Below are 19,551 nucleotides of genomic sequence, written 5' to 3'. Positions count from 1 at the left end.
GCAGCAGGCCCAGGCCGGGCAGCGGGCCGTAGGCCTCGCCGTCCACGCCCTCAGGGTCGTCGAGCACCGCCCCAGCATCTGCAGCCCGCCGCAGATGCCCAGTACCGGCCGGCGGCGTGGGCGTGCGCGACGATGGCGCGGTCCAGCCCCTGGGCGCGCAGCCAGGCGAGGTCGCCGCTGACCTGCTTGGAACCTGGCAGCACGACGCAGTCAGAGCCGTCCAATTCTGCGGCGCTGCGCACCCAGCGCGGCGCCGCGGCACCGGCCAGCGACTGGAACTCGTCGAGGTTGCTCAGGTGCGGCCAGGCGACGATGGCGATGCGCGGGCCCGATCCGCCGCCGGTTGGAGCCGCGTACAGGCCGTCTTCTTCGGGCAGCCCGTGGTCGCGCTTCATCGGCAGCACGCCCAGCAGCGGCACGCCGGTCAGGGCCTGCAGCTGCTCGGGGCCTGGCGCGAGCAAGGCCGCATCGCCGCGGAACTTGTTGAGCACGAAGCCCGTCAGCGCCGGGCGCAGGTCGTCGGGCAGCAGCGCCCAGGTGCCGTGCAGGTGGGCGAAGGCACCGCCGCGGTCGATGTCGGCGACCAGCAGCGCGCGCAGGCGGCCCCTCGCGCCGGCAAGATCGCGCGCCCAGCGCGCAGTGCCCAGGTTCACGTAGTCCTGCGGCGCCAGGTTGATCTCGGCCGGTGAGCCTGCGCCTTCAATGACGATGGCGTCGTGCCGCGCGGCCAGCCGCACGAAGCTGTCCCGTGCCGCCGTGGCCAGCAAGGCGCTGCGTTCGCGCCAGCCCATGCGCGAGAGGGCGGCGTTGGCTTGGCCCTGCAGCACCACCTGGCTGGCCGTGTCGCGCTCGGGCTTGAGCAGCACCGGGTTCATGTCGACGTGCGGCGGCACGCGCGCGGCCAGGGCCTGGAAGTACTGGGCCGAGCCGATCTCGCCCAGGGCGCCCCCGCCGTCCGTGAGACCATCGGCATGCACCGGCACGACGCGCGCGTTGTTGCTCATGTTCTGCGCCTTGAAGGGCGCCACGTCCAGGCCCTCGCGCGTTGCCCAGCGGCACAAGGCGGTGGCCAGCAGGCTCTTGCCCGCGCCGCTGCTGGCACCCCAGACCATCAGGGCGATCTTCATGCGGCGTTCCGCTGGGCGGCGTCGATGCCACGCATCAGCGCCTCCTGTGCATGCGGCGGCTGGGCCGAGACGCGCCAGCAGCCCGGCAGGCCGAACGAGGCGGTGTCACGCACGGCAAGGCCCTCGGCGCGCAGGCTCGACAGGTCCAGCGGCTGCGGCGGGCGCGTGATGAAAAGGGCGTGACGCTGGGCCGCAGCGAGAAACCACGTTCCGTGAGGCGGCGCTGCAGGTCGGACTTCCACGCTGCCAGCGTGTCGAGCGAGTGCGCGACCCAGGCCTGGGCCGCAGGCGTGGACCAGCTCAGGAGCATCGCCTCCGACTGCGCCGACAGCGGCCATGACGGCGCGGCTGCCTCCAGGGCTTGGCACAGCGCCTCGCTGTCGTAGGCGGCAGCGAGGGGCGCCACGGCGTAAGCACCGCGCACGCCGGTCAGCCCCAGCGCCTTGTTGGGGCTGTGCAGCACGAAGACCGCATCGAGGGTTTCGACCCGCCATGCGCAAGCACCTTCGAGGCGCAGCGGTGCATAGACCGCGTCCAGCACGGTCGGACGGGCAGCGTCTCGTCCACCCGCATCGCCGTCTTGTCCCAGCGGGCTCGTCGGGTCGGCCCGCCAGCACAGCGTCGCGATTTCGTCGTCGCCGGTCAGTGGCCGGCCCCAGGCCGCAGCCGCCGCCGCATAGTCGCCGTAGGCGTGAGCCGGCACGCTCACCGCGCCCGGCCACAGCCGGCCGCTGACGGCGGTGATGCGCTGGATGAACTCGCTCGCGCTGGCGGCCGGGAGGATGCGTCGCGGCTCGACGCCGTGCAGCTTGGCCAGCGCCTGGCGCACCACAGTGGCATTGGGGTCCGGGTAGCGGGTCGGGTCCGCGGCCCGCACGACCGCCAGCGCCTGCGGACAGGGGCCGGCCGCGTTCGCGCAGGTGGAGAAGTCCCAGCGCGGTGATCCCTGGGCATCGGCGCCGCCGTGGATGCGCGCCATCACGGCCTGGCCCCACCGACGAACAGTAGTACCGCCACCGCCAGAACGAAGGCCCCGCGTGCGGCGCAGCTGGCCGCGTGCAGCGCACGGCTCACCGCGCCCGCATCCGGCGCCTGGCCTGCGGCGTTCAGCACGTACGCGCCGGGCTTGCCCAGGCGCACGCCGAGACGCAGGGCCATCGTCGCCATGGGCCAGCCGCCGTTCGGCGAAGGCGTGGCCCGGGCTTCGCGGACGAGTGTGGGCCACGCGATCGACGGCCGCCACAGCAATGCGGCCGTGATGCGCGCCGGCACCCAGGCCAGCACGTCGTCGGCACGCGCCGCCCACTTGCCGGCCCACTCCCAGCGGCCGCGGTAGCCCCACATCGCGTCCAGCGTGTTGGCGGCGCGCCAGGCCCAGGCGCCGGGCAGGCCGGCCACCGCGAACCAGAACAGCGGCGCCACGAGCGAGTCGTTGAGGTTCTCGGCCAGCGTCTCGATCGCGGTCTCGCGCACGGCGGCGTCGTCCAGCTGCCTCACGTCACGGCTGCACAGCCGCGACAGGCGTTCGCGCCCGGCGTCCAGGCTCTGGCCCAGTGCGACCTCGACGGCCTGCACTTCGTCGTGCAGCACGCGCCAGGCGAAGCTGGGCTTGAGCGCAAGGCCGAGCAAGGGAGCGGCCAGCCACGCCGGCTGCTGCCGGATCCACTCCTGGATTGCCCCCGCGCTTGCGAACACCGCGCCCACGGCCAACACCCACGCGGCGGCGCCGCCAGCCAGCGCCGCCCAGGACCGCAGCGCGGCCAGCCGCCGACCCAGCGGCGCCATCAGGCGCCCGAACCAGGCCACGGGGTGCCAGCGGTTGGCCGGTTCGCCGAAGCGCCTGTCGAGCGCCCACGCCAGCAGGATCGCGGCGGCCCCGAGCATCAGTCCTCGATGCCGCGCTGGGCCGGCACGCCGGCCTGGTGGTGGTGCTTGATCAGCGCCATCTCGGTCACGGTGTCGGCCAGCGCGATCAGTTCCTCGGGCGCGTCGCGCCCGGTCAGGACCACGTGAACCTGGGGCGGACGCTCGCGCAGGCACGCGAGCACTGGCTGCAGCGGCAGCCAGCCATAGCGCAGCGGGTAGGTGATCTCGTCGAGCACGATCAGGAAGTGCGCTCCGGCGCGGAGGGTGGCCTCGGCGCGCGTCCAGCCGTCGCGGGCGAGCTGCGCGCTGCGATCGAGGTCGCGGCTCTTCCAGGAGAAGCCGTCGCCCAGGCCCTCGATGGGAACGCCCAGCTGCTCGAACACGCGGTGCTCGCCGAAGCGCGCGCTGGGCACCTTCATGAACTGGTAGATCTTCACCGCCTTGCCGCGGCCATGTGCGCGCAGCGCCAGCCCGAAGGCAGCGGTGCTCTTGCCCTTGCCGTTGCCGGTGTGCACGATCACCAGGCCGCGCCGTTCGCCGGCGGGGCGCTCGTAGCGCCGCTCGCTGGGTGGGGGTTCGACCTGCATCGCTCGCTCCTTCGATTGGGTTCAACCCGCCTGCTGACCCTGCTGGCCCCAGCGGTCGACGAAGAGCAGCTCGGCCAAGGGCCGACCGTCTCGCCAGCCTTCGAGCTCGAGCATCGGCGCCCCGTAGAACTGCCTGACCGGCCCCAGGCACAACACGCCCAGGGCCAACGCGCCCTCGGGCAAAGCCAGCAGCTCGCCCAGCGCCGCGGGATCGAACATCGAGACCCAGCCCAAGCCGAGGTTCTCGGCGCGCGCGGCCAGCCACAGGTTCTCGACCGCGCAGCCCACCGAGCACAGCGCCATCTCCCGGGGCAGTGTGCGCCGGCCGAACACGGTGCCATCGTCGGGTGCGAGCACCGCAACCAGCAACTCCGCGCAATCGCGCACGCCTTCGACCTTCAGGCGCAGGAACTCGTCACGGCGCTCACCCAGCGCGTCGGCAGTGGCGCGCCGTTCGCCGTCCACCAGCGCTGCGATGCGCTCGCGCACGACGGGATCGAGCACCCGCACGAAGCGCCAGGGCTGCATCAGCCCCACCGATGGCGCGGCGTGGGCCGCATGCAGCATGCGCTGCAGCACCGCGTCCTCCATGGGCGTGCCGCGCGCGAAGTGCCGCATGTCGCGCCGCGCGGCCAGCACGCGGTACAGGCTCGTGCGATCCGCAACGTTGAAGTGCAACCCCGGCGATGGCAGCTCGGTGGTGCCGGCTGCTGGCGCGGGTGCGCCATCGTCCTGGACGAAATGCGGACTCAACGACACCGTCTCGCCGATGATCAGCAGCCCCGGCCGGGGCCCATACGCCGGCGCCTGCTCGGCCAGCGCGGCCAGGCCCATGGCCCAGACGCGCTGCCCTTCGCGCGTGCCGTCCTGCACGATGGCCGCCGGCGTGCCGGCGTGGAGCCCGTGCGCGATCAGCGCCCGTGCGATGGCCGGCACCCGCTCGACGCCCATGTAGAAGACCCGCGTCTGCCGCGGCCGGGCGAGCGCCGCCCAGTCCAGTTCCGGGCTGCTCCCGGCCAGGTGGCCCGGCAGGAAGGTGCACGAATGCGACAAGTCCCGATGCGTCAGCGGAATGCCCGCTGTTGCCGCACATCCGTTGGCCGCGCTGACGCCCGGCACCACCTCGAACGCCAGGTCCTCGGCCTGGAGCGCCTGCACCTCTTCTCCGCCGCGCCCGAAGATGTGCGGGTCGCCCCCCTTCAGGCGCACCACGCGCCGCCCCCGGCGCGCCTGCTCGACCAGCACGGCATGGATCTGCGCCTGCGTCATCATGTGGTGGCCCGCGGCCTTGCCGACGTAGATGCGCTGCGCAGCCGGCGGGATCAACGCCAGCACCTCGGCGTCGATCAGCCGGTCGTGCACGACCACGTCGGCCTGCCGGATGCGGTCGAGCGCACGCAGCGTCAACAGGTCTGCCGGGCCGGGCCCCGCACCGACGATGCTGACCATGCCGGCATGGGGATAGGCGGCGGTCGCTTCAGCAGTCATCGCCGGCCCCGCCGCAACCGCTGCCATCGGGACCGCGGTGGAACACCAGGTCCTCGACCACCCGGCCGCCGACCAGGTGATGTTCGACGATGCGGTCCATGTTCGCGGGCGTCGCGTTGTAGTACCACACGCCATCGGGCTGAACGCACAGGATCGGGCCGCCCCGGCAGGCCGCGAAGCAGCTCACGCGGCTGCGCTTCACGCGCAGGTCGCCCTCGTGCAGGCCGGCTGCCTTGAACTTGTCGCCCAGGCTGTCGAACAACATCTGTGACTGGCCGTCCTGCGTGCAACGCGGGCCGGTGCAGACCAGCAGGTGGCGGCGGTAGTCGCCGATCTTGGGTTTGTCGATGGGTTCGGTCATGACGAGGCCTCGGGGATGTTCGCTGGATCACGTCGACGCTGCTGTTCTGCGTCAGCAGGTCGGTCAATTCGCGCGAGGGCGTGTGCTCGATGTCCTGCGCGTCGATGATCTCGATGCGTTGCGGCGTGTCTTCCAGGCGCGACGCCGGTGCGCCGGCCCGTGACGACGACGGCCTCGAGCGAGGCCGGCTCGTCGGCGCACGCCGCCGTGCTCGCCAGCAGGCAGCTCAGGGCACTGGCCGCGGCCAGCGGTGACAGGAAGGGCCCGGTTCGGGCACCCGGTTCGGTGGTTCTCACGTGGCATCAACTCCAGCAGCGACCCGCTGCACGGGATGGAGCGACGCCCACGCGCGCAGGCGTGGTTCGGTCGCCGCCATCCGCTCCCCGCGGCTGGTCGCATCGCGATCACTGCCACGGCGAATGCCGTGGCAGCGCGACGCCTCAGGCCGGTATCCGGGCTCGCGAGTCTCGGTGCACCGCCTACCCAGGCGGCCCGCGTACGTCGTCTCGACGACGACATCACGTGACCACCCAGTGGCTGGCGCTTGATCGCTCAAGCGCCGTGACACACCGGCACTCGCCTACCGTTGCGGGGGCAGCCGGGGATTGCGGCCAGCGTCTTGCGCTGGCCTACCCCATTCCCGTTTATCCCGAATCCATCACTGGCTCCGGGCACCTGGGCGTTTGCGATGGGCTTCCCGGAGGAAGCCCATCGTGGTTCGGTGTCTATGGTGCGTTCTCCTCAGCCTTCGTTGTCTTCCGCCGCCGCTTCGGCTTGCGCGTCGACGGGCTCGGCCAGCGTCGCCGCGATGTAGTCCGCCGGCAGGCGATGCCGCGCCGCGAGCTGTTCGACGCTCTCGCCAGCGGCGTGATCGGCCATCAGATTCTCGAGCCAGCCGTTCAAGCCGGTGGACAGCGAGCGCCCGGGCTTCTCGCCCTCGCGCGTGGCGCCGCCGTTGGCCAGGTCGTACTTGTTGGTGTAGCCACGCGGCGTGACCATCAGGCCATGCCGTACGATGGTGTTGCTGTTGCCGATCAGCACCGTGCTGAGCATGCCGATGTCGGCCTCGCACATCGTCGCCAGCGTGCGGAAGTCGATGTGCTGGCGGCGCCGGTAGGCGCTCTTGACGATGGCCACCGGCGTGTCGGGCCGGCGGTGGCGCAGGAACAGGCGCTGCGCCTCGACGATCTGGCGCGTGCGCCGGCCGCTCTTGGGGTTGTAGAGCGCGACCACGAAGTCGGCCATCGCCACCGCGTCGAGCCGCCGGGCGATCACCGACCAGGGCGTGAGCAAGTCGCTCAACGAGATCGCGCAGAAGTCGTGCGTCAGCGGCGCGCCCACCAGCGCCGCGCAGGCGTTGAGCGCCGACGCCCCGGGCACGATCTCGACCTGCACCTCGTCCTCGGGCGTCCAGCCGGCCTGGAACAGCACCTCGTAGGTGGGGCCGGCCATGCCGTAGACGCCGGCGTCGCCCGATGAGATCAGCGCGACCTTCTTCCCGGCGCGCGCCGCCTCCAGCGCGCTGACCGCGCGGTCCAGCTCCTCGGTCATGCCCTTGCGCACGACCTCCTTGCCCTCGATCAGGTCGGCCACCAGCTTGATGTACGTAACGTAGCCCACCACTGCGTCGGCCTCGGCGATGGCCTCTCGCGCGCGCTGCGTCATGTGGCCCACGCTGCCGGGACCGATGCCTACCAGCATGATTTTTCCGGGCCGCGCGGCGCCAGCCTGGGGCTGGCCGGCGGTGGAATTCGGGGCAGGGTTTGTCATGAACCGGTTCCTGGCATGAGTATCAAAGGCTGCGCAGTGCCGTCAGCGGCTGCTGCAGCCGCCGCCGGAAAACCAGCCGCAGGCCAGGCCCAGGCTGAGCCACAGGACCACCGACATCCAGGTGGTCACGAGGATGAACTGCGTGCCCAACTGCTGCAGCTGTGCCCTGGCCCCAGCGCTGAAACCGGGCAGCGGGTCGCCCTGGAACTCGGGCGCGCCCACGACGAAGGGCAAGGCCAGCAAGGCCGCCGCCACGAGCCAGCGCCAGGGCTTGTCCGCGAAGGCCGTCACCGCGCAGGCGAGCGCGGCGCTGGCCGCGGCCAGGGTCCACCAGCCTTGCCGCGCGTCGAGCGCGGCCGCCTCCATGCCCGGAATCTCGGCGCGCAGGCCCAGCGAAGGCCACAGGTGGAACGTGAGCCAGCCCGCCGCCGCGACCGCCAGGCCCAGCAGGACCGGGCGTGCCGGCGTGCCGCGGCGCCAGACCCACAGCGACATCACCGCGAACACCAGCAGGGCCATGCTGAAGCCATGCAGCACGTTGGCCGCCCAGGTCCATGCGGCGCGTTCCATGCCGTCGGCGGGTTTCCATTCGGCGGCCTCCTGGCTGGCACGGTCGCCATGGTCATGGGGCGCGACGCCAGGCGCTTGCGAATGCGCATGCGCCTGGACCGCGGCCGGCGCCGCCTGCTTGGCGGACGCGGCTTCCTGCGCCGCCTTCTGGTCCTCGAAGACCTCCGCCGCGAGGATGATGGGGACCGCCTGCCACTGCTGCAGCGCAGTCTGCACACTGCCCACCAGGATGGCCGCGCCCAGCGCGACCCAGATCAGTCGTGTGAACAACATGGCGCCTCCCGTTCAATGGCAGGGCTTGACGGTCACGTGGCGTACATCGTGAGCCGCGTTGTGCGCCAGGGGGCTTTCCGCGAAAGCCACGCCATACAGCACGACCAGCCCGAGCGCTGCCGCGGCGGCGATCTGGCCGAGCACCAGGCGCGCCGCGGAGGAACCCGCGGCGGCGGTGGAAACGGAGGAGGAGATGGGAGCGTTCATTGGGTTTTACTTTCAGGGTTGGACTTCAGGTTTCGATCAAAAATGAGTTTTGCGAAGGTCAGAAGCCGATGCCGTACCAGCCAAAGCCGACGGTCCGGTGGTGCCGGCCGGCGGTGAGGTCCAGCGCGAAACGCTCGGGCGCGACCCACCAGCGGGCGCCCACGTTGCGCTGGGAGGGACTGCGGCGCACCGCCATGACTTCGGCGACCAGCGTGAGGGACGGCGTGGCCTCCCAGCTGAGCGCGAGGTTGAGCAGTGGCTGCGTCGTGTGGACGGCATGGTCGGTCTCGAAGCCGAGGTTGCCGTGCACCGAGGCCGATTCGCCGGCTTTCCAGGTCAGCAGCCCCATGGCGCCCGAGGATGTGGGCGCCCATTTGGGCGACTCGCGGCCATGCGCGGTGCCGCGCCACGCTTCATGCCCCAGTTGAATGCACCGGACTTCCAGGCGGGATCGACCCACTTGACGGCCAGGCCGCTTTCAAGGCGCGTGCCGCCGTCGGGCACGGTGCGCGCCAGTTCCAGGTTGATCTCCACCGCGTCACCCACGCCGCAGGCGGGCGACACCACCCAGGTCCGCTCCCGGGTACTCGAATTTCGCTCGGCCCAGCTCTCGACCTGGCAGGTGGTGGCCCCGGCGGTCCCGGCGTCGTCGGTCCCGAGCGGGCGCCCGGCATGGGCCGCCTGCGGCACGAGCCCCAGCAGCGCCGCGGCGCACAGGGGGGTGCAAAAGATGACTGCATCGTTCCTGCTCCTTTCTTGCTCGTCGTTCGGATCTCCGGGACAGGGGGCGGTCACGATGGCTCGCACCTGGCCACTGAAACTGTCGCGTGGCGGCCATCGCCGCCGCGGCTTTTCTGCTTCTCCACCAGCAGCGCAGACATCGGCGCGCTGGCCGCCAGCAGCGCCGCCGCCTCCGACACCGAAGGCGTGCCGATGTGCCTGCGCACCGTCTCCGAGGGATTGGGCACCGGCACCTGGGCAAGCCTGGCCGCCGGGTGGAACTGGACGGTCCAGCCCCGCCGCGCGGCAAAGGCGAGCAAGCCCCCCTCGTCCGCCTTGAGGTCCACGCTGGCCACCGCCACCACGTCGGCATGCGTCACGCCGGCGCGCGCCAGCGCCTCATCCACCGCCTGGGCGATGGTTTCGGCCGGGGTTCCGCGGTCGCAGCCGATGCCAAGCGCCACGTTCATGCCTGCGCCTCGTGCGGCGGCCGGTACACCACCAGCCGTTCATGCAACTGCTGCCAGCGCTCGGCCGCCACCTCGGCATGCGTCACCCAGAGCACGGCGGCGAAGCGCGCGAGGTCCACCTCGTCGAAGCTGGCAAAGCGATGGATGTTGGCGGGCAGCGGCGTGGGCCGGGCCCACCAGTTCGGGCTTCCGGCCTCCTGCACCACCGCGATCGGCTCCCCATTGACCACATGGGCCGAGACCCGCGTGATGTTGAGCTTGGGCGCCTCCACGGTCCAGCCGAGTTCGCGGCCCAGGATGTCGACCGGGATGGTCTTGCCGACATCGGAGGCCGTCGTGAGGACCGGCGTGGCGCCGACCAGCGCAGCGACCTGCTCGGCGCAGGCGTTGGCGCCGCCCACGTGCCCCGACAGCACCGGGATGACGAACCGGCCCGCGTCGTCGACGACGGTGATGCCGGGGTCCTCGTCCTTGCCCTTCAGGTGGGGCGCGATCAGGCGCACCACCGCGCCCAGCGAGACGAAGAAGACGAGCTGGTCGAAGCCGGCAAACAGCGGCGCGATCTCGTCGCGCAAGGCGCCGCTGTACGCCTGCACGGCATTGGGCAGGCCCACGAAGGCCGGCGCGAATTTCACGGCCGTGCACACCTGGGCATGGGGCAGGGCGCGCGCGAGCTCGGCGGCCTGGCCCGCGCCATGCTTGGTGATGGCGACGATGCAGATGCGCGCGGCAGTGGCCGCGGCGAAGGGGGTCGGGTCTGTGGTCATTCGATTTCCTCGGCGTTCACCAGGAGGCCGGCCGGCTCGGCGGCGCCCGGCCCCGACTTTTCAGACAGCCGCGCACCCGCTCGCCGCGCACGCGCAGGGGGTTCTTCAGGATGATGAGGGACAGGTAGCTGACCTTCACGCCGCGCAGGCTGAGCAGGTCGGTCACGACGCGCTCATCCGTCGCGCCGCAGCGCTCGATGAACTTCGCATGGCCCAGCAGGCCACGCCGCTCCAGCCAGTCGATCAGGTCGTCCATCAGCGGCTTGACCTTGAGCAGCACCAGGGTGTCGAAGTCGTTGAGCAGCCGGTCCACCGCGCCCACGCCGTAGGCGGCCGGCACCAGGGCCACCGTGTCGTCCTGCTCCGCGAGCGGCAGGCCCTGCGTGGCGCACGCGGCGGTGAACGCATTGACGCCCGCGACCACCTCGACCACGGCCTGGTCGTCCAGGGAACGCACGGTACGGGCCAGGTGGCCGAAGGTCGCGTAGGTGGAGGCGTCGCCCTCCACGAGGAACAGCACGTCCCCCCCGGCCTGCAGCAGCGGCAGCACGGTCTGGGCCGCGCGCAGCCAGCTGCGCGTGAGCTTGATCTCGTCATGCGTCATGGGAAACAACAGGGGCATGTGCTGGTCCACCGGCGTCAGGCCGGACCGCGCAACGATGTCGAAGGCGTAGCTGGGGGTCTTCATGCTGCGCACCGGGTAGGTCCACACGGCGTCGCGGCGCTCCAGCAGCGCCCAGGCACGCCGGGTGATCAGGCCCGGATCGCCGGGGCCGAGGGAGACGCCGATCAGGCGGCCCATGCGGACGGCATCAGTCATCGGTGCTCTCCTTGTCTTGCACCGTGGTGCCAGCCTGCGCGCAGACGATCCACACCGGGTTCTCGGCGGCCATGCGGTGCATGTGCAATATGGGCTTGCTGCGGGCGGCCTGCAGCTGCAGCACGTCCCACTGGACGCCCAGCGCCCGCAGGGTCTGCGTGGCGCTGGACAGGTTCTCGAGGGTGACAAAATTCATGACCAGATGGCCGCCGGGCACGAGCCGCCGCAGGCACAGGGCGATCAGCTCGTCCAGTTCGCCGCCCGACCCTCCGATGAAGACGGCGTCCGGATCGGCCCACGCGTCCAGTCCGTCCGGCGCCTTGCCATGGACCAGCGTGTGGTTGCTCACGCCGAAGGCCGCGCTGTTGCTGGCCGCGATGGCCGTGTCCAGCTCGTTTTTCTCGATGGCCCAGACATGGCCCTGCGGGCACAGCCGCGCGGCCTCCAGCCCGACCGAACCGGAGCCGGCGCCGATGTCCCACACCACGCTGTCGGCGCGCAACTGCATCCTGGCCAGCGAGACCGCGCGCACCTCCTGCTTGGTGATAAGCCCCTTGTCGGGCTGACGCTGGTTGTACGCGGCATCGGCGAGGCCTACGCGCACCGGGTTGGGCCGGGGGCGGGCGCGCCAGAGCAGCACCACGTTGGGATCGGCGAAGGTCCGGTGCGCCGCGTCCTCGGGCGACAGGTCCGCCCACACCCGCTCGTCGGCGGTGCAAAGACGCTCCGCCACGGCCATGTGGAAGTCTTCGCCCTGCCCCTGCGCGAGCAGCAGGCGCGCGACGCGGCCGGGCGTGTTGTCCGGGCTGGTCAGCACCGCCAGGCGGTCGTGCACGCGCAGGGCCTGCGCCAGTGCATACAAGCCATGGCCGGGCGGCGCGCCCACGGTCCATTCACCGGCATCCTTGCTGTGGATGGAAATGATCCTCGCGTCCTGCCAGACCAGGCCCACGCGGGCACAGGCCAGCTGCAGCGTGGAAACGTTGGGCAGCACCTCGATCGCCTCGATGCACAGGCGTGAGGCCAGGTAGCTCGCGATGCCGTGGCACAGCGGGTCGCCGGTGGCCAGCACGACCACCGCCTGGCGATCGCTGCGCGCCGCGCGTATCCAATCGGGCACGGCGCCGAGCCGGCCGGTGAGGTCGTGCCGCACGGCTTGGGGCGCGATGTCGTCGTCGAACAGCGCCAGCGTGCGCGCACCGCCGATTACCACGTCGGCACGGCGCAGGTGGGCCAGCGCGGTGGCGCCAAGGCTGGCCGCTCCGTCGTCGAGCACGCCGATCACGCGGCAGGGTTGGGGGTCAGTCATCGCGTTCTTCCATTGAGGAAGCCTCGGCAATCTTGTGGCCATCGAAATCGCAGACCAGCACCTGCAGGCGGAAGCGGTCGGCGTAGCGGTCAGGCGCGGTCAGCGTGCTCACGACATTGCGCGCCAGCGCGGTGTGGAACTCGGCGAGCAGGCCCAACGCCTCCATGCGCTCGGACGCGAACCGCGCCGTCACGTTGGCGGCGATCGCGGCGCACTCGTCCGCCGGGGCGCCGATGCTGGCCGCCAGCTCGGCCAGCAGGCCTGTGTCCACCTCGGCACGGTTCGCATGGGTGATGGTCTCGCCCTGCGCGATCTTGGTGAGCTTGCCCACCATGCCGCCGATCACCACCTCGCGCAGGCCCTCGGCCACGGCCGTGTCCAGCGCGTAGCGCAGGAAGTCGCCCATCTGCACGAAGGCAGCCGCCGGCAACTCGGGCCGCTCTTTCATCGCGAACTGCTCGGTGCGTCCGCCGGTGGTGAGCACGACGACACCGTGACCGAGGGTGGCGGCCACCTGCACGCCCTGCACCACACTGGCCCGGTAGGCCGAGGTGGAATACGGCTTGACGATGCCGGTGGTGCCGAGGATGGAAATGCCGCCCAGGATGCCCAACCGGGCGTTGAGCGTCTTCTTCGCCATCTCCACGCCCTGCGGCACCGAGATCGTGACCTCCAGGCCGGCTTCGTCGAGCAGCCCGCCGGCTGCGGCGCGCACGTTGTCCTCAATGTTGCGACGAGGCACCGGGTTGATCGCCGGGCCGCCCACTTCGAGGCCCAGGCCGGCCATCGTGACGGTGCCGACACCGAAGCCGCCCAGCAGCACGACCAGTCCGACGCGGTCGCGCAGCACGCGCACGTCGGCGGTCAGGTGGGCCTTGTCGGTGCAGTCCGGGTCGTCACCCGCGTCCTTGATGACCGCGGCGTGCGCCGTGTCCGCGTCGCAGCGGCCGTCTTGCACCGCGAAGTGCACGAGGTCGCCGTTGGGCAGCAGGGACTCGACCGTCTCGGGCACCGCACCGTGCACCAGTCCCAGCACCGCCGCACGCGCGGCCGCCGCCGAACACGCACCCGTGGTGAAGCCGGTGCGCGTGCCGCGCTTGACGGTCTTGTCCATCATGGCGCGGCGTGCTCCCCGCGCTGCTGAGCCTCGGCCAGCGCCAGCAGCGCGTGCAGCACCGCCACCACCAGCGTCGAGCCGCCCTTGCGCCCACGGATCACGATCCACGGGATGTCGACCAGCTCCGCCATCAGCTCCTTGGACTCCGCAGCCGAGACAAAACCCACCGGCATGCCCACCACCAGCGCCGGGCGCACGCCTTCCTCACGGATCAGGCGCACGAGTTCGATCAGCGCGGTGGGCGCGTTGCCGACGCCGACGATCGCCCCGGCCAGCAGCCCCTGGCGCTGCGCCTTGCGCATGGCCTGCACGGCGCGGGTCGTGTCCTCGGCCTTGGCCGCCTCGATCACGTCGGCATCGCTGATGAAGTGGTGCGCACGCATGCCGAAGTGGGCCAGGCGTGGTGCCGACAGGCCCGAGCAGATCATCTCCACGTCGGCCACGACGGGCGCGCCGCCGCGCAGCATCGCGGCAATGCCGGCCCGCACCGCCTGCGGGTGAAAAGCCGCCAGGCCGTTGAACTCGAAGTCGGCATTGGCGTGGATCATGCGCCGCACGATCGGCCATTGCTCCGGCCGGTAGGCATGCGGGCCGACCTCGTGGTCGATGATCGCGAAGGAGTCGTGCTCGATCGCCTGGCCGGCGCGCGTGAGCTGCTCGGTGACGGTGTTGACGCTGCTCATGGGTGTGCGTGGTCGTGCCCGTGCGCGTGGTCGTGCTCGCGGTCATGGCAGTACGCCGCCACATGGCCGTGTCCGGTCGGCCCTCCGTCGTGGTGGTGACCTTCCCACTGCGCCGCTTCCTCGCTGACCGGGACCGCCTCGAGCCGCCCCGCCAGCAGACCCTGCACGCGATCGGCGAGCAGCCGGGCGACCTCCGGTTCGAAACCGAAGTACGAGCCCAGCGCGAAGCGCTGCTGCGGGTACTGCACCCGCAGGTGTTCGACCTGGCGGCCGATGCGCTGGATCAGCGTGCCGGTGAACAGGTAGTACGGCAGCACCACGACCTGGCGCAGGCCCAGCAGTGCCTGGCGCTGCACCACGCGCTCCAGGCGAGGGAAGGTGATGCCGGTGAAGGCCAGGTCGACGATCTCGTGCTGGCTCTCTTCCTGCAGCCAGCGGGCCATCTTGGCCATCTCGCCGTTAGCCTGCCGGTCCGACGATCCGCGCCCGAGCAGCACCACGCCCGTGCTCAGCGGGTCGGGCATGTCCAGGCGCCGCATGCAGTCGCGCAGCTGGCGCTGCAGGATGGCCAGGATGGGTTCGCACACGCCCAGGTGCGGCGCGTAGTCGAAGCGCACGCCGGCAAAGCGTTGGCGCGCGCGGGCGATGTGCGCCGGGATCTCCATCTTCACGTGGCCTGCGGCATTGAGGATCAGCGGCACGACGAGGACGCGCTGCGCGCCTCGCGCGGCGCGGGCCAGGCCCTCTTCCACCTCGACCTCGGCGAACTCGATGAAGCACAGCTCGATGCGCCAGGCCGGGTGCTGGGCGCGCCAGCGCTCGGTGAAAGTCTCGATCTCGTCGTTGCCGGCCTTCTCGCGCGAGCCGTGGCCCACCAGCAGGATCGTGGTGCTGTTCATTTGGAGATCTCCGGTGTGGCGCTGGCCCGACGGAAGCGGTGCGTGAACGCCGCGTCGTAGAGCCTGGACTTGGTGAGTTCGGGCCAGTGCCGCGCCCCCAGCGCGGGGCTGGCGATGACCATGGCCTGGCTGACGATGCCGGCCTCGCGGCAGCGCTGCTTGATGTCGGCCAGCGTGCCGCGCACGATGCGCTCCTCGCCCGGCCAGCTGGCCTTGTGCACGACCAGCATCGGCGCGTCCTCGGCCCAGCCGGCCTCGCGCAGCGCGGCCTCGATCTTGTGCAGCAGCGTGATCGACAGGAAGATGCACAGCGTGCAGCGGTGGCGTGCCAGCTCGGCCAGCGATTCGCTCTCGGGCATGGGCGTGCGGCCTTCGACGCGGGTGAAGATGGTGGTCTGGGTGACCTCGGGCAACGTGAAACTCTCCACCGCTGCGGCGGCCGAGGCCATGGCCGAGGACACGCCGGGCACCACGCGCACGGGCACTCTGGCCGCGTCCAGCGGCTGCACCACTTCGATCAGCGTGCCGTAAAGTGCCGGGTCGCCGGTCTGCAGGCGGACCACGGTGTCATGCCGCGCGGCCTGGGCGATCAGCCAAGCGGCAATCTCGTCCAGGGTCATGTCCTTGGAATCGGCGATCGCGCAACCCGCAGGCGCCCAGCGCGTGGCCGCCTCATTGACCAGCGAGCCCGCGAACAGGATGGCACCGGCGCGCGCGATCAGGTCGCGGCCCTTGACCGTGAGCAGGTCCGGATCACCCGGCCCCGCGCCGACGAACCACACGGTGCCCGCCACCGCTTCAGCCCAGCGCGCGCGGCGCGAAGCACGCCGCCAGCAGCGGTTGCCGTCGAGCCTGCTTGATGGCCCACAGCACGCCGAGCGTGAACACCGGCTCGCAGGCTACCAACGCCAGGTAGCTGGCCGCAAAGCGCAGCCATTCGGTCAGAGGCGTGGCGGTCTGGCCCAGCGCCAGCCAGAAACCGACCATCAGCACGACACCGGCGTAGTAGGTGCCGTCGAGCTTCAGGATGGTCTTGACGTCGACACCCTTGCCGAGGTCAACCAGCCTGCGGCTCAGCACGTGATGCAGCGCGATCAACGGCACGGCCAGCGACAGCGTGTTCACCGACAGGTGCACCAGGTCCTGCGGCTCGAAAAGCGGGCCCTGCATCAGCAGCCCGAGCCCGAAGCCGAACAGCGTGGGCAGGAAGCCGAAGGCCAGGTAGATCGGCATCGCGCCGACGAAGTGCAGTTCCGAGGGCCCGACCTGCAAGTGGAAACTCTGCATGAACAGCGAGAAGAACGCCGCCGCCAGCAGCGTGCGCAGCCACAACACCGGCGACTTCAGCACCTGCGGCGCGTAGGCCCCCAGCACGCCGGTGGCCGCGACGGTGGCGAACAGAATCTTGGCCTGGGACAGGACGCCGGGTTCGATGTGCATCGGAAGTCTCCTTCAATGACGGTTCAAGGACGGAACAGGGCCGCGACCGCAGCCGGGTTGGATGGGAAGTACAGGTGCAGGAACGAGGCATGCAGCCGGCCCGCGCGGTACAGCGCCTCGGCCCGGCCGTGCTGGCGCTGGGCCTGCGTCATCGCAAGGGGCACGAGCGGCGTCTCGATCAGCGCATGGTGGAAGGTGTGGCCGCGCAGCGTGCCTTCGGGCAACTCGGCCGACTGCAGCCCCAGGTTGGCGAGGCGTTTCTGCAGCACGCCTCGCCCCGGCAGCAAGCCCCACATCGGCGCCGCGTGGCCTTGCGCGTCGGTCAGCGACTCCAGCAGCGCCAGCATGCCGCCGCACTCGGCGACGATGGGCCGGCCCTGCGCGTGATGGCGTTGGATCGACGCGCGTGTCGCGGCGTTCGCCACCAGTGGTTCCAGATGCAGTTCCGGATAGCCGCCGGGCAGGTACACGCTGTGAGCGACCTGCGGCACGGGTTCGTCGGCCAGCGGCGAGAAGAACAACAGCTCAGCGCCCAGCGCCCGCAGCGTGTCGAGGTTGGCTCGGTAGGCGAACGAGAACGCAGCGTCGCGGGCCACGGCCACGCTGACGCCCGCCAGCAGCAGCCCCGCCGCGGCCTCTTCCGCTGGCGCGTCGAAGTGCACGACCGGCGGCAACGGGGGTTGTGCGGCACCGAGCGCCTGCGCGGCACGCTCGATGCGTTGTTCGATGTCGTCCACCTCGCCGGCCTGCACCAGGCCCAGGTGGCGCGACGGCAGGGCCATCGCTTCGTCGCGCGGCAAGGCACCGTACCAGGCCATGCCGGCCGGCAGGCTCTCCTGCAGCATCCGCTGGTGGCCCTCGCTGCCGACCCGGTTGGCCAGCACGCCGGCGAGTTGCAGGCCATCGCGGTAGCGCGCGAGGCCCAGCGCCAACGCGCCGAAGGTCTGGGCCATGGCGGCACCGTCGATCACCGCCAGCACGGGCAGCCCGAAGCGCAGCGCCAGGTCCGCGCTGGACGGCGTGCCGTCGTGCAGGCCCATCACGCCTTCGACCAGGATCACGTCAGCCTCGCAGGCCGCGCGGTACAGCAGCTCGCGGCAATGCGCCTCGCCGCCCATCCACAGGTCCAGCTGGTACACCGGCGCCCCGCTCGCGCGCTCCAGCACCATCGGGTCGAGGAAATCGGGCCCGGTCTTGAAGACGCGGACGCGCCGGCCCTGGCTGCGGTGCCAGCGGGCGAGCGCCGCCGTGGCCGTGGTCTTGCCCTGGCCGGACGCCGGAGCGCCGATCAGCAGCGCCGGGCTGGCTGCGGCCATTCGGGTCACCGCTGCACCGATCGGCAGGTGACTGGGCGCGGCGTGCCCGCGAAGTGCGGCCGCGAGCAGCGTGGGCGCTTCCAAGGTCCGGAAGTCGGCTGGGCGCTGCGGGCGATGCTGCACGATGATGTCCATGACGGCTCTACTCCTCGTTCAGTGCCAGCGCCACGCGCGGGTGCCCCTGCGGATCCGCTTCGATCCGGATGGCCCCGTCGAACACCTCGGCCAGGGCTGCCTGCACGCCGCGGTCGCCGGGTGGCCCGTCGGCGCGCAGGTGCCCGCGTACCAGCACCAGCAGGCGGTCCGCCTGCAAGGCGATGGGCAGGTCGTGCAGCACGGTGAGCACGGCGCGCGGCTGTTCCGGATCGCGCGCCAGGCGGCGGAACAGGCGGGCCAGCGCCACCTGGTGCGGCGCGTCGAGGTGGGAGGTGGGCTCGTCGAGCAGCAGCCAGCGGGCTTCGGTCGCCAGCACGCGCGCCAGCAGCACGCGCTGGCGCTCGCCGCCGGACAACTCGTGCAGCCGGCGTGCCTGCCACGGCGTGCATTCGGTCAGGGCCATGGCCCGATCCACCGCCGCGCGGTCGGGCGCTCCGGGCGTGCCCAGCAGCCCCAGACGCGCGATGCGGCCCAGTTCCACCGTCTCGCGCACCGTGAGCTCGCCGGTCACGTCGCCCTGCTGTGCCAGCCACGCCAGCTGGCGTGCGCGCTCGGCCGGCCGCGCGGCATGCAGGTCCAGGCCGTCGAGCGTGACGCGTCCTGCCGCCAGCGGCTGCAGGCCGGCCAGCGCACGCAGCAGCGTGGACTTGCCGGCGCCGTTGGGGCCGACCAGGGCGGTCCAGCCCGTGCCGACGCGCAGATCGACCGCCTCGAGCACGTCGCGAAGGCCCAGCCGCACACGCACGCCGGCAGCTTGGAGCATCGGCGTCATGGTGTCGTGCGCTGCCTCAGCAGCCAGAAGAGGTAGCCGCCGCCCAGCACCGCCGTCACCACGCCCACCGGCAGTTCCCGCGGAGCCACGACGGCGCGCGAGATCACGTCGGCCACCAGCAGCAGCGTGGCGCCCATGCCGGCGCTGGCCACCAGCAGCCAGCCGTGCCGGCCCGGTGCATGGCGGCGCACCAGGTGCGGCGCCACGAGGCCGACGAAGGCCACCAGCCCGGCCTGCGAGACGGCCAGCGCCGTGCCCAGGCTGAGCATCAGCACCAGCACGAGGCGTACGCGGCCCAGGTCCAGGCCCAGGCTGACGGCGCTGTCTTCGCCGAGCGTCAGGGCGTCCAGCGCGCGTGCGTGCCGGTGCCCCATCAACAACAGCACCGCTAGGCCGGCGGCCATCAGTGCCAGCGCGTTCCAGCCGAGGAAGCTGGTGCTGCCCAGCATGAAGGCCTGCTTGCCGCGCAGCGAATCGGGCTCGACCACGGTGATGAGGTCGCTGACGGCGCCCAGCAGCACGCCGACCACCACGCCGGCCAGCAGCAGCCGCAGCGTCTGCACCGCGCCGCGCGCCAGCGACAGCGTCAGCGCCACGCCCACCAGCGCGCCGATGAAGGCCGCCGAGACCAGGCCGACGCGTTCGATCCAGACCACCGTGGACAGGCTGATGTAGGCGCCGCCCAGCGACGCCGCGGCCAGCACCAGCACGACGCCCAGGCCCGCGCCCGCCGCGCTGCCCAGCAGATAGGGATCGGCCAGCGGGTTGCGGAACAGGCCTTGCGCGAGCGCGCCCGACAGGCCCAGCAACGCGCCGACCAGGGCCGCGCCCAG

22 protein-coding genes, 2 pseudogenes and 1 riboswitch are annotated in these 19,551 nt (G+C 71.6%); all 24 genes and pseudogenes read right to left on the bottom strand.

The features are described 5' to 3' along the window. A pseudogene (locus x551_RS09340) lies at nucleotides 1-1,127 on the bottom strand (cobyric acid synthase); the annotation flags it as partial. A gap of 34 nt (nucleotides 1,128-1,161) precedes the next feature. Next, entirely contained in the window at nucleotides 1,162-2,106 is a 945-nt protein-coding gene (locus tag x551_RS09335) for an aminotransferase class I/II-fold pyridoxal phosphate-dependent enzyme (protein WP_343252124.1), read from the bottom strand. After that, nucleotides 2,106-3,011, bottom strand: a complete 906-nt coding sequence (cbiB, locus tag x551_RS09330) for an adenosylcobinamide-phosphate synthase CbiB (RefSeq protein ID WP_036232119.1) — start codon at nucleotides 3,009-3,011, stop codon at nucleotides 2,106-2,108. The genes x551_RS09335 and cbiB overlap by 1 nt, the downstream gene beginning before the upstream one ends. Then, nucleotides 3,011-3,580 carry a cob(I)yrinic acid a,c-diamide adenosyltransferase gene (gene cobO / locus x551_RS09325; protein ID WP_036232116.1) on the bottom strand — a complete coding sequence of 190 codons (570 nt, stop codon included), beginning with the start codon at nucleotides 3,578-3,580 and terminating at the stop codon, nucleotides 3,011-3,013. The genes cbiB and cobO overlap by 1 nt, the downstream gene beginning before the upstream one ends. A 21-nt stretch (nucleotides 3,581-3,601) precedes the next feature. Further along, nucleotides 3,602-4,258, bottom strand: a complete 657-nt coding sequence (gene bluB, locus x551_RS27110; protein WP_255343788.1) for a 5,6-dimethylbenzimidazole synthase — start codon at nucleotides 4,256-4,258, stop codon at nucleotides 3,602-3,604. 81 nt (nucleotides 4,259-4,339) lie between these two features. Then, nucleotides 4,340-5,029 (bottom strand): annotated as a pseudogene (cobA, locus tag x551_RS27105) (uroporphyrinogen-III C-methyltransferase); the annotation flags it as partial. 28 nt (nucleotides 5,030-5,057) lie between these two features. Further along, on the bottom strand, nucleotides 5,058-5,429 hold the full coding sequence (locus tag x551_RS09315) for an NAD(P)H-dependent oxidoreductase subunit E (RefSeq protein WP_036232111.1): 372 nt from the start codon (nucleotides 5,427-5,429) through the stop codon (nucleotides 5,058-5,060). Between the two features lie 425 nt (nucleotides 5,430-5,854). Then, nucleotides 5,855-6,123, bottom strand: a riboswitch (cobalamin riboswitch). Nucleotides 6,124-6,170: 47 nt separating this feature from the next. Next, nucleotides 6,171-7,199, bottom strand: coding sequence for a precorrin-3B C(17)-methyltransferase (cobJ, locus tag x551_RS09310; RefSeq protein ID WP_231497624.1), 1,029 nt, complete (start codon nucleotides 7,197-7,199; stop codon nucleotides 6,171-6,173). A 42-nt stretch (nucleotides 7,200-7,241) separates the two neighbouring features. Then, nucleotides 7,242-8,042, bottom strand: a complete 801-nt coding sequence (locus x551_RS09305) for a CbtA family protein (protein ID WP_051511922.1) — start codon at nucleotides 8,040-8,042, stop codon at nucleotides 7,242-7,244. Nucleotides 8,043-8,054: 12 nt separating this feature from the next. Then, nucleotides 8,055-8,249: a CbtB domain-containing protein gene (locus x551_RS09300; RefSeq protein WP_036232108.1), complete on the bottom strand. Its 195-nt coding sequence runs from the start codon at nucleotides 8,247-8,249 to the stop codon at nucleotides 8,055-8,057. A 58-nt stretch (nucleotides 8,250-8,307) separates the two neighbouring features. Continuing rightward, nucleotides 8,308-8,598, bottom strand: coding sequence for a hypothetical protein (locus x551_RS09295; protein WP_036232105.1), 291 nt, complete (start codon nucleotides 8,596-8,598; stop codon nucleotides 8,308-8,310). Continuing rightward, a complete protein-coding gene (locus x551_RS09290; protein WP_036248260.1) occupies nucleotides 8,586-8,939 on the bottom strand; it encodes a hypothetical protein in 354 nt (117 codons plus the stop codon). Before x551_RS09290 ends, x551_RS09295 begins: the two co-directional genes overlap by 13 nt. A 101-nt stretch (nucleotides 8,940-9,040) precedes the next feature. Then, nucleotides 9,041-9,439 (bottom strand): cobalamin biosynthesis protein, encoded by a 399-nt coding sequence (locus x551_RS09285; protein ID WP_036232099.1) that lies wholly within the window; start codon nucleotides 9,437-9,439, stop codon nucleotides 9,041-9,043. Continuing rightward, nucleotides 9,436-10,206: a cobalamin biosynthesis central domain-containing protein gene (locus tag x551_RS09280; protein ID WP_036232096.1), complete on the bottom strand. Its 771-nt coding sequence runs from the start codon at nucleotides 10,204-10,206 to the stop codon at nucleotides 9,436-9,438. The genes x551_RS09285 and x551_RS09280 overlap by 4 nt, the downstream gene beginning before the upstream one ends. A 16-nt stretch (nucleotides 10,207-10,222) precedes the next feature. Continuing rightward, entirely contained in the window at nucleotides 10,223-11,026 is an 804-nt protein-coding gene (gene cobI, locus x551_RS09275) for a precorrin-2 C(20)-methyltransferase (RefSeq protein ID WP_036232093.1), read from the bottom strand. Further along, nucleotides 11,019-12,335, bottom strand: a complete 1,317-nt coding sequence (locus x551_RS09270) for a bifunctional cobalt-precorrin-7 (C(5))-methyltransferase/cobalt-precorrin-6B (C(15))-methyltransferase (RefSeq protein WP_036232090.1) — start codon at nucleotides 12,333-12,335, stop codon at nucleotides 11,019-11,021. Before x551_RS09270 ends, cobI begins: the two co-directional genes overlap by 8 nt. Beyond that, nucleotides 12,328-13,452, bottom strand: coding sequence for a cobalt-precorrin-5B (C(1))-methyltransferase (locus x551_RS09265; RefSeq protein ID WP_036232087.1), 1,125 nt, complete (start codon nucleotides 13,450-13,452; stop codon nucleotides 12,328-12,330). The genes x551_RS09270 and x551_RS09265 overlap by 8 nt, the downstream gene beginning before the upstream one ends. Beyond that, complete coding sequence (locus tag x551_RS09260) at nucleotides 13,449-14,135, bottom strand: precorrin-8X methylmutase (protein ID WP_036232084.1); 687 nt, start codon at nucleotides 14,133-14,135, stop codon at nucleotides 13,449-13,451. Before x551_RS09260 ends, x551_RS09265 begins: the two co-directional genes overlap by 4 nt. Further along, the gene (locus x551_RS09255) at nucleotides 14,132-15,034 is read right to left on the bottom strand and encodes a sirohydrochlorin chelatase (protein WP_036232081.1); all 903 of its coding nucleotides are present in this window, start codon (nucleotides 15,032-15,034) and stop codon (nucleotides 14,132-14,134) included. The genes x551_RS09260 and x551_RS09255 overlap by 4 nt, the downstream gene beginning before the upstream one ends. Continuing rightward, the gene (gene cobM, locus x551_RS09250) at nucleotides 15,031-15,828 is read right to left on the bottom strand and encodes a precorrin-4 C(11)-methyltransferase (protein WP_036232078.1); all 798 of its coding nucleotides are present in this window, start codon (nucleotides 15,826-15,828) and stop codon (nucleotides 15,031-15,033) included. Before cobM ends, x551_RS09255 begins: the two co-directional genes overlap by 4 nt. A gap of 4 nt (nucleotides 15,829-15,832) precedes the next feature. After that, on the bottom strand, nucleotides 15,833-16,474 hold the full coding sequence (locus tag x551_RS09245) for an energy-coupling factor ABC transporter permease (protein WP_036232076.1): 642 nt from the start codon (nucleotides 16,472-16,474) through the stop codon (nucleotides 15,833-15,835). A 23-nt stretch (nucleotides 16,475-16,497) separates the two neighbouring features. Next, nucleotides 16,498-17,790, bottom strand: a complete 1,293-nt coding sequence (locus tag x551_RS09240; RefSeq protein WP_036232135.1) for a cobyrinate a,c-diamide synthase — start codon at nucleotides 17,788-17,790, stop codon at nucleotides 16,498-16,500. A 142-nt stretch (nucleotides 17,791-17,932) separates the two neighbouring features. Further along, nucleotides 17,933-18,718, bottom strand: coding sequence for an ABC transporter ATP-binding protein (locus x551_RS09235; protein ID WP_036248257.1), 786 nt, complete (start codon nucleotides 18,716-18,718; stop codon nucleotides 17,933-17,935). After that, nucleotides 18,715-19,551: iron ABC transporter permease (locus tag x551_RS09230; RefSeq protein ID WP_036248254.1), on the bottom strand; the 837-nt coding region annotated here is incomplete at its 5' end. The genes x551_RS09230 and x551_RS09235, both read right to left, overlap by 4 nt.

Source organism: Methylibium sp. T29, from assembly GCF_000576205.1.
Lineage (GTDB): Bacteria > Pseudomonadota > Gammaproteobacteria > Burkholderiales > Burkholderiaceae_C > Methylibium > Methylibium petroleiphilum.
Note: the sequence above shows the minus strand (reverse complement) of the source record. Positions and strands in the feature narration are given on the sequence as shown.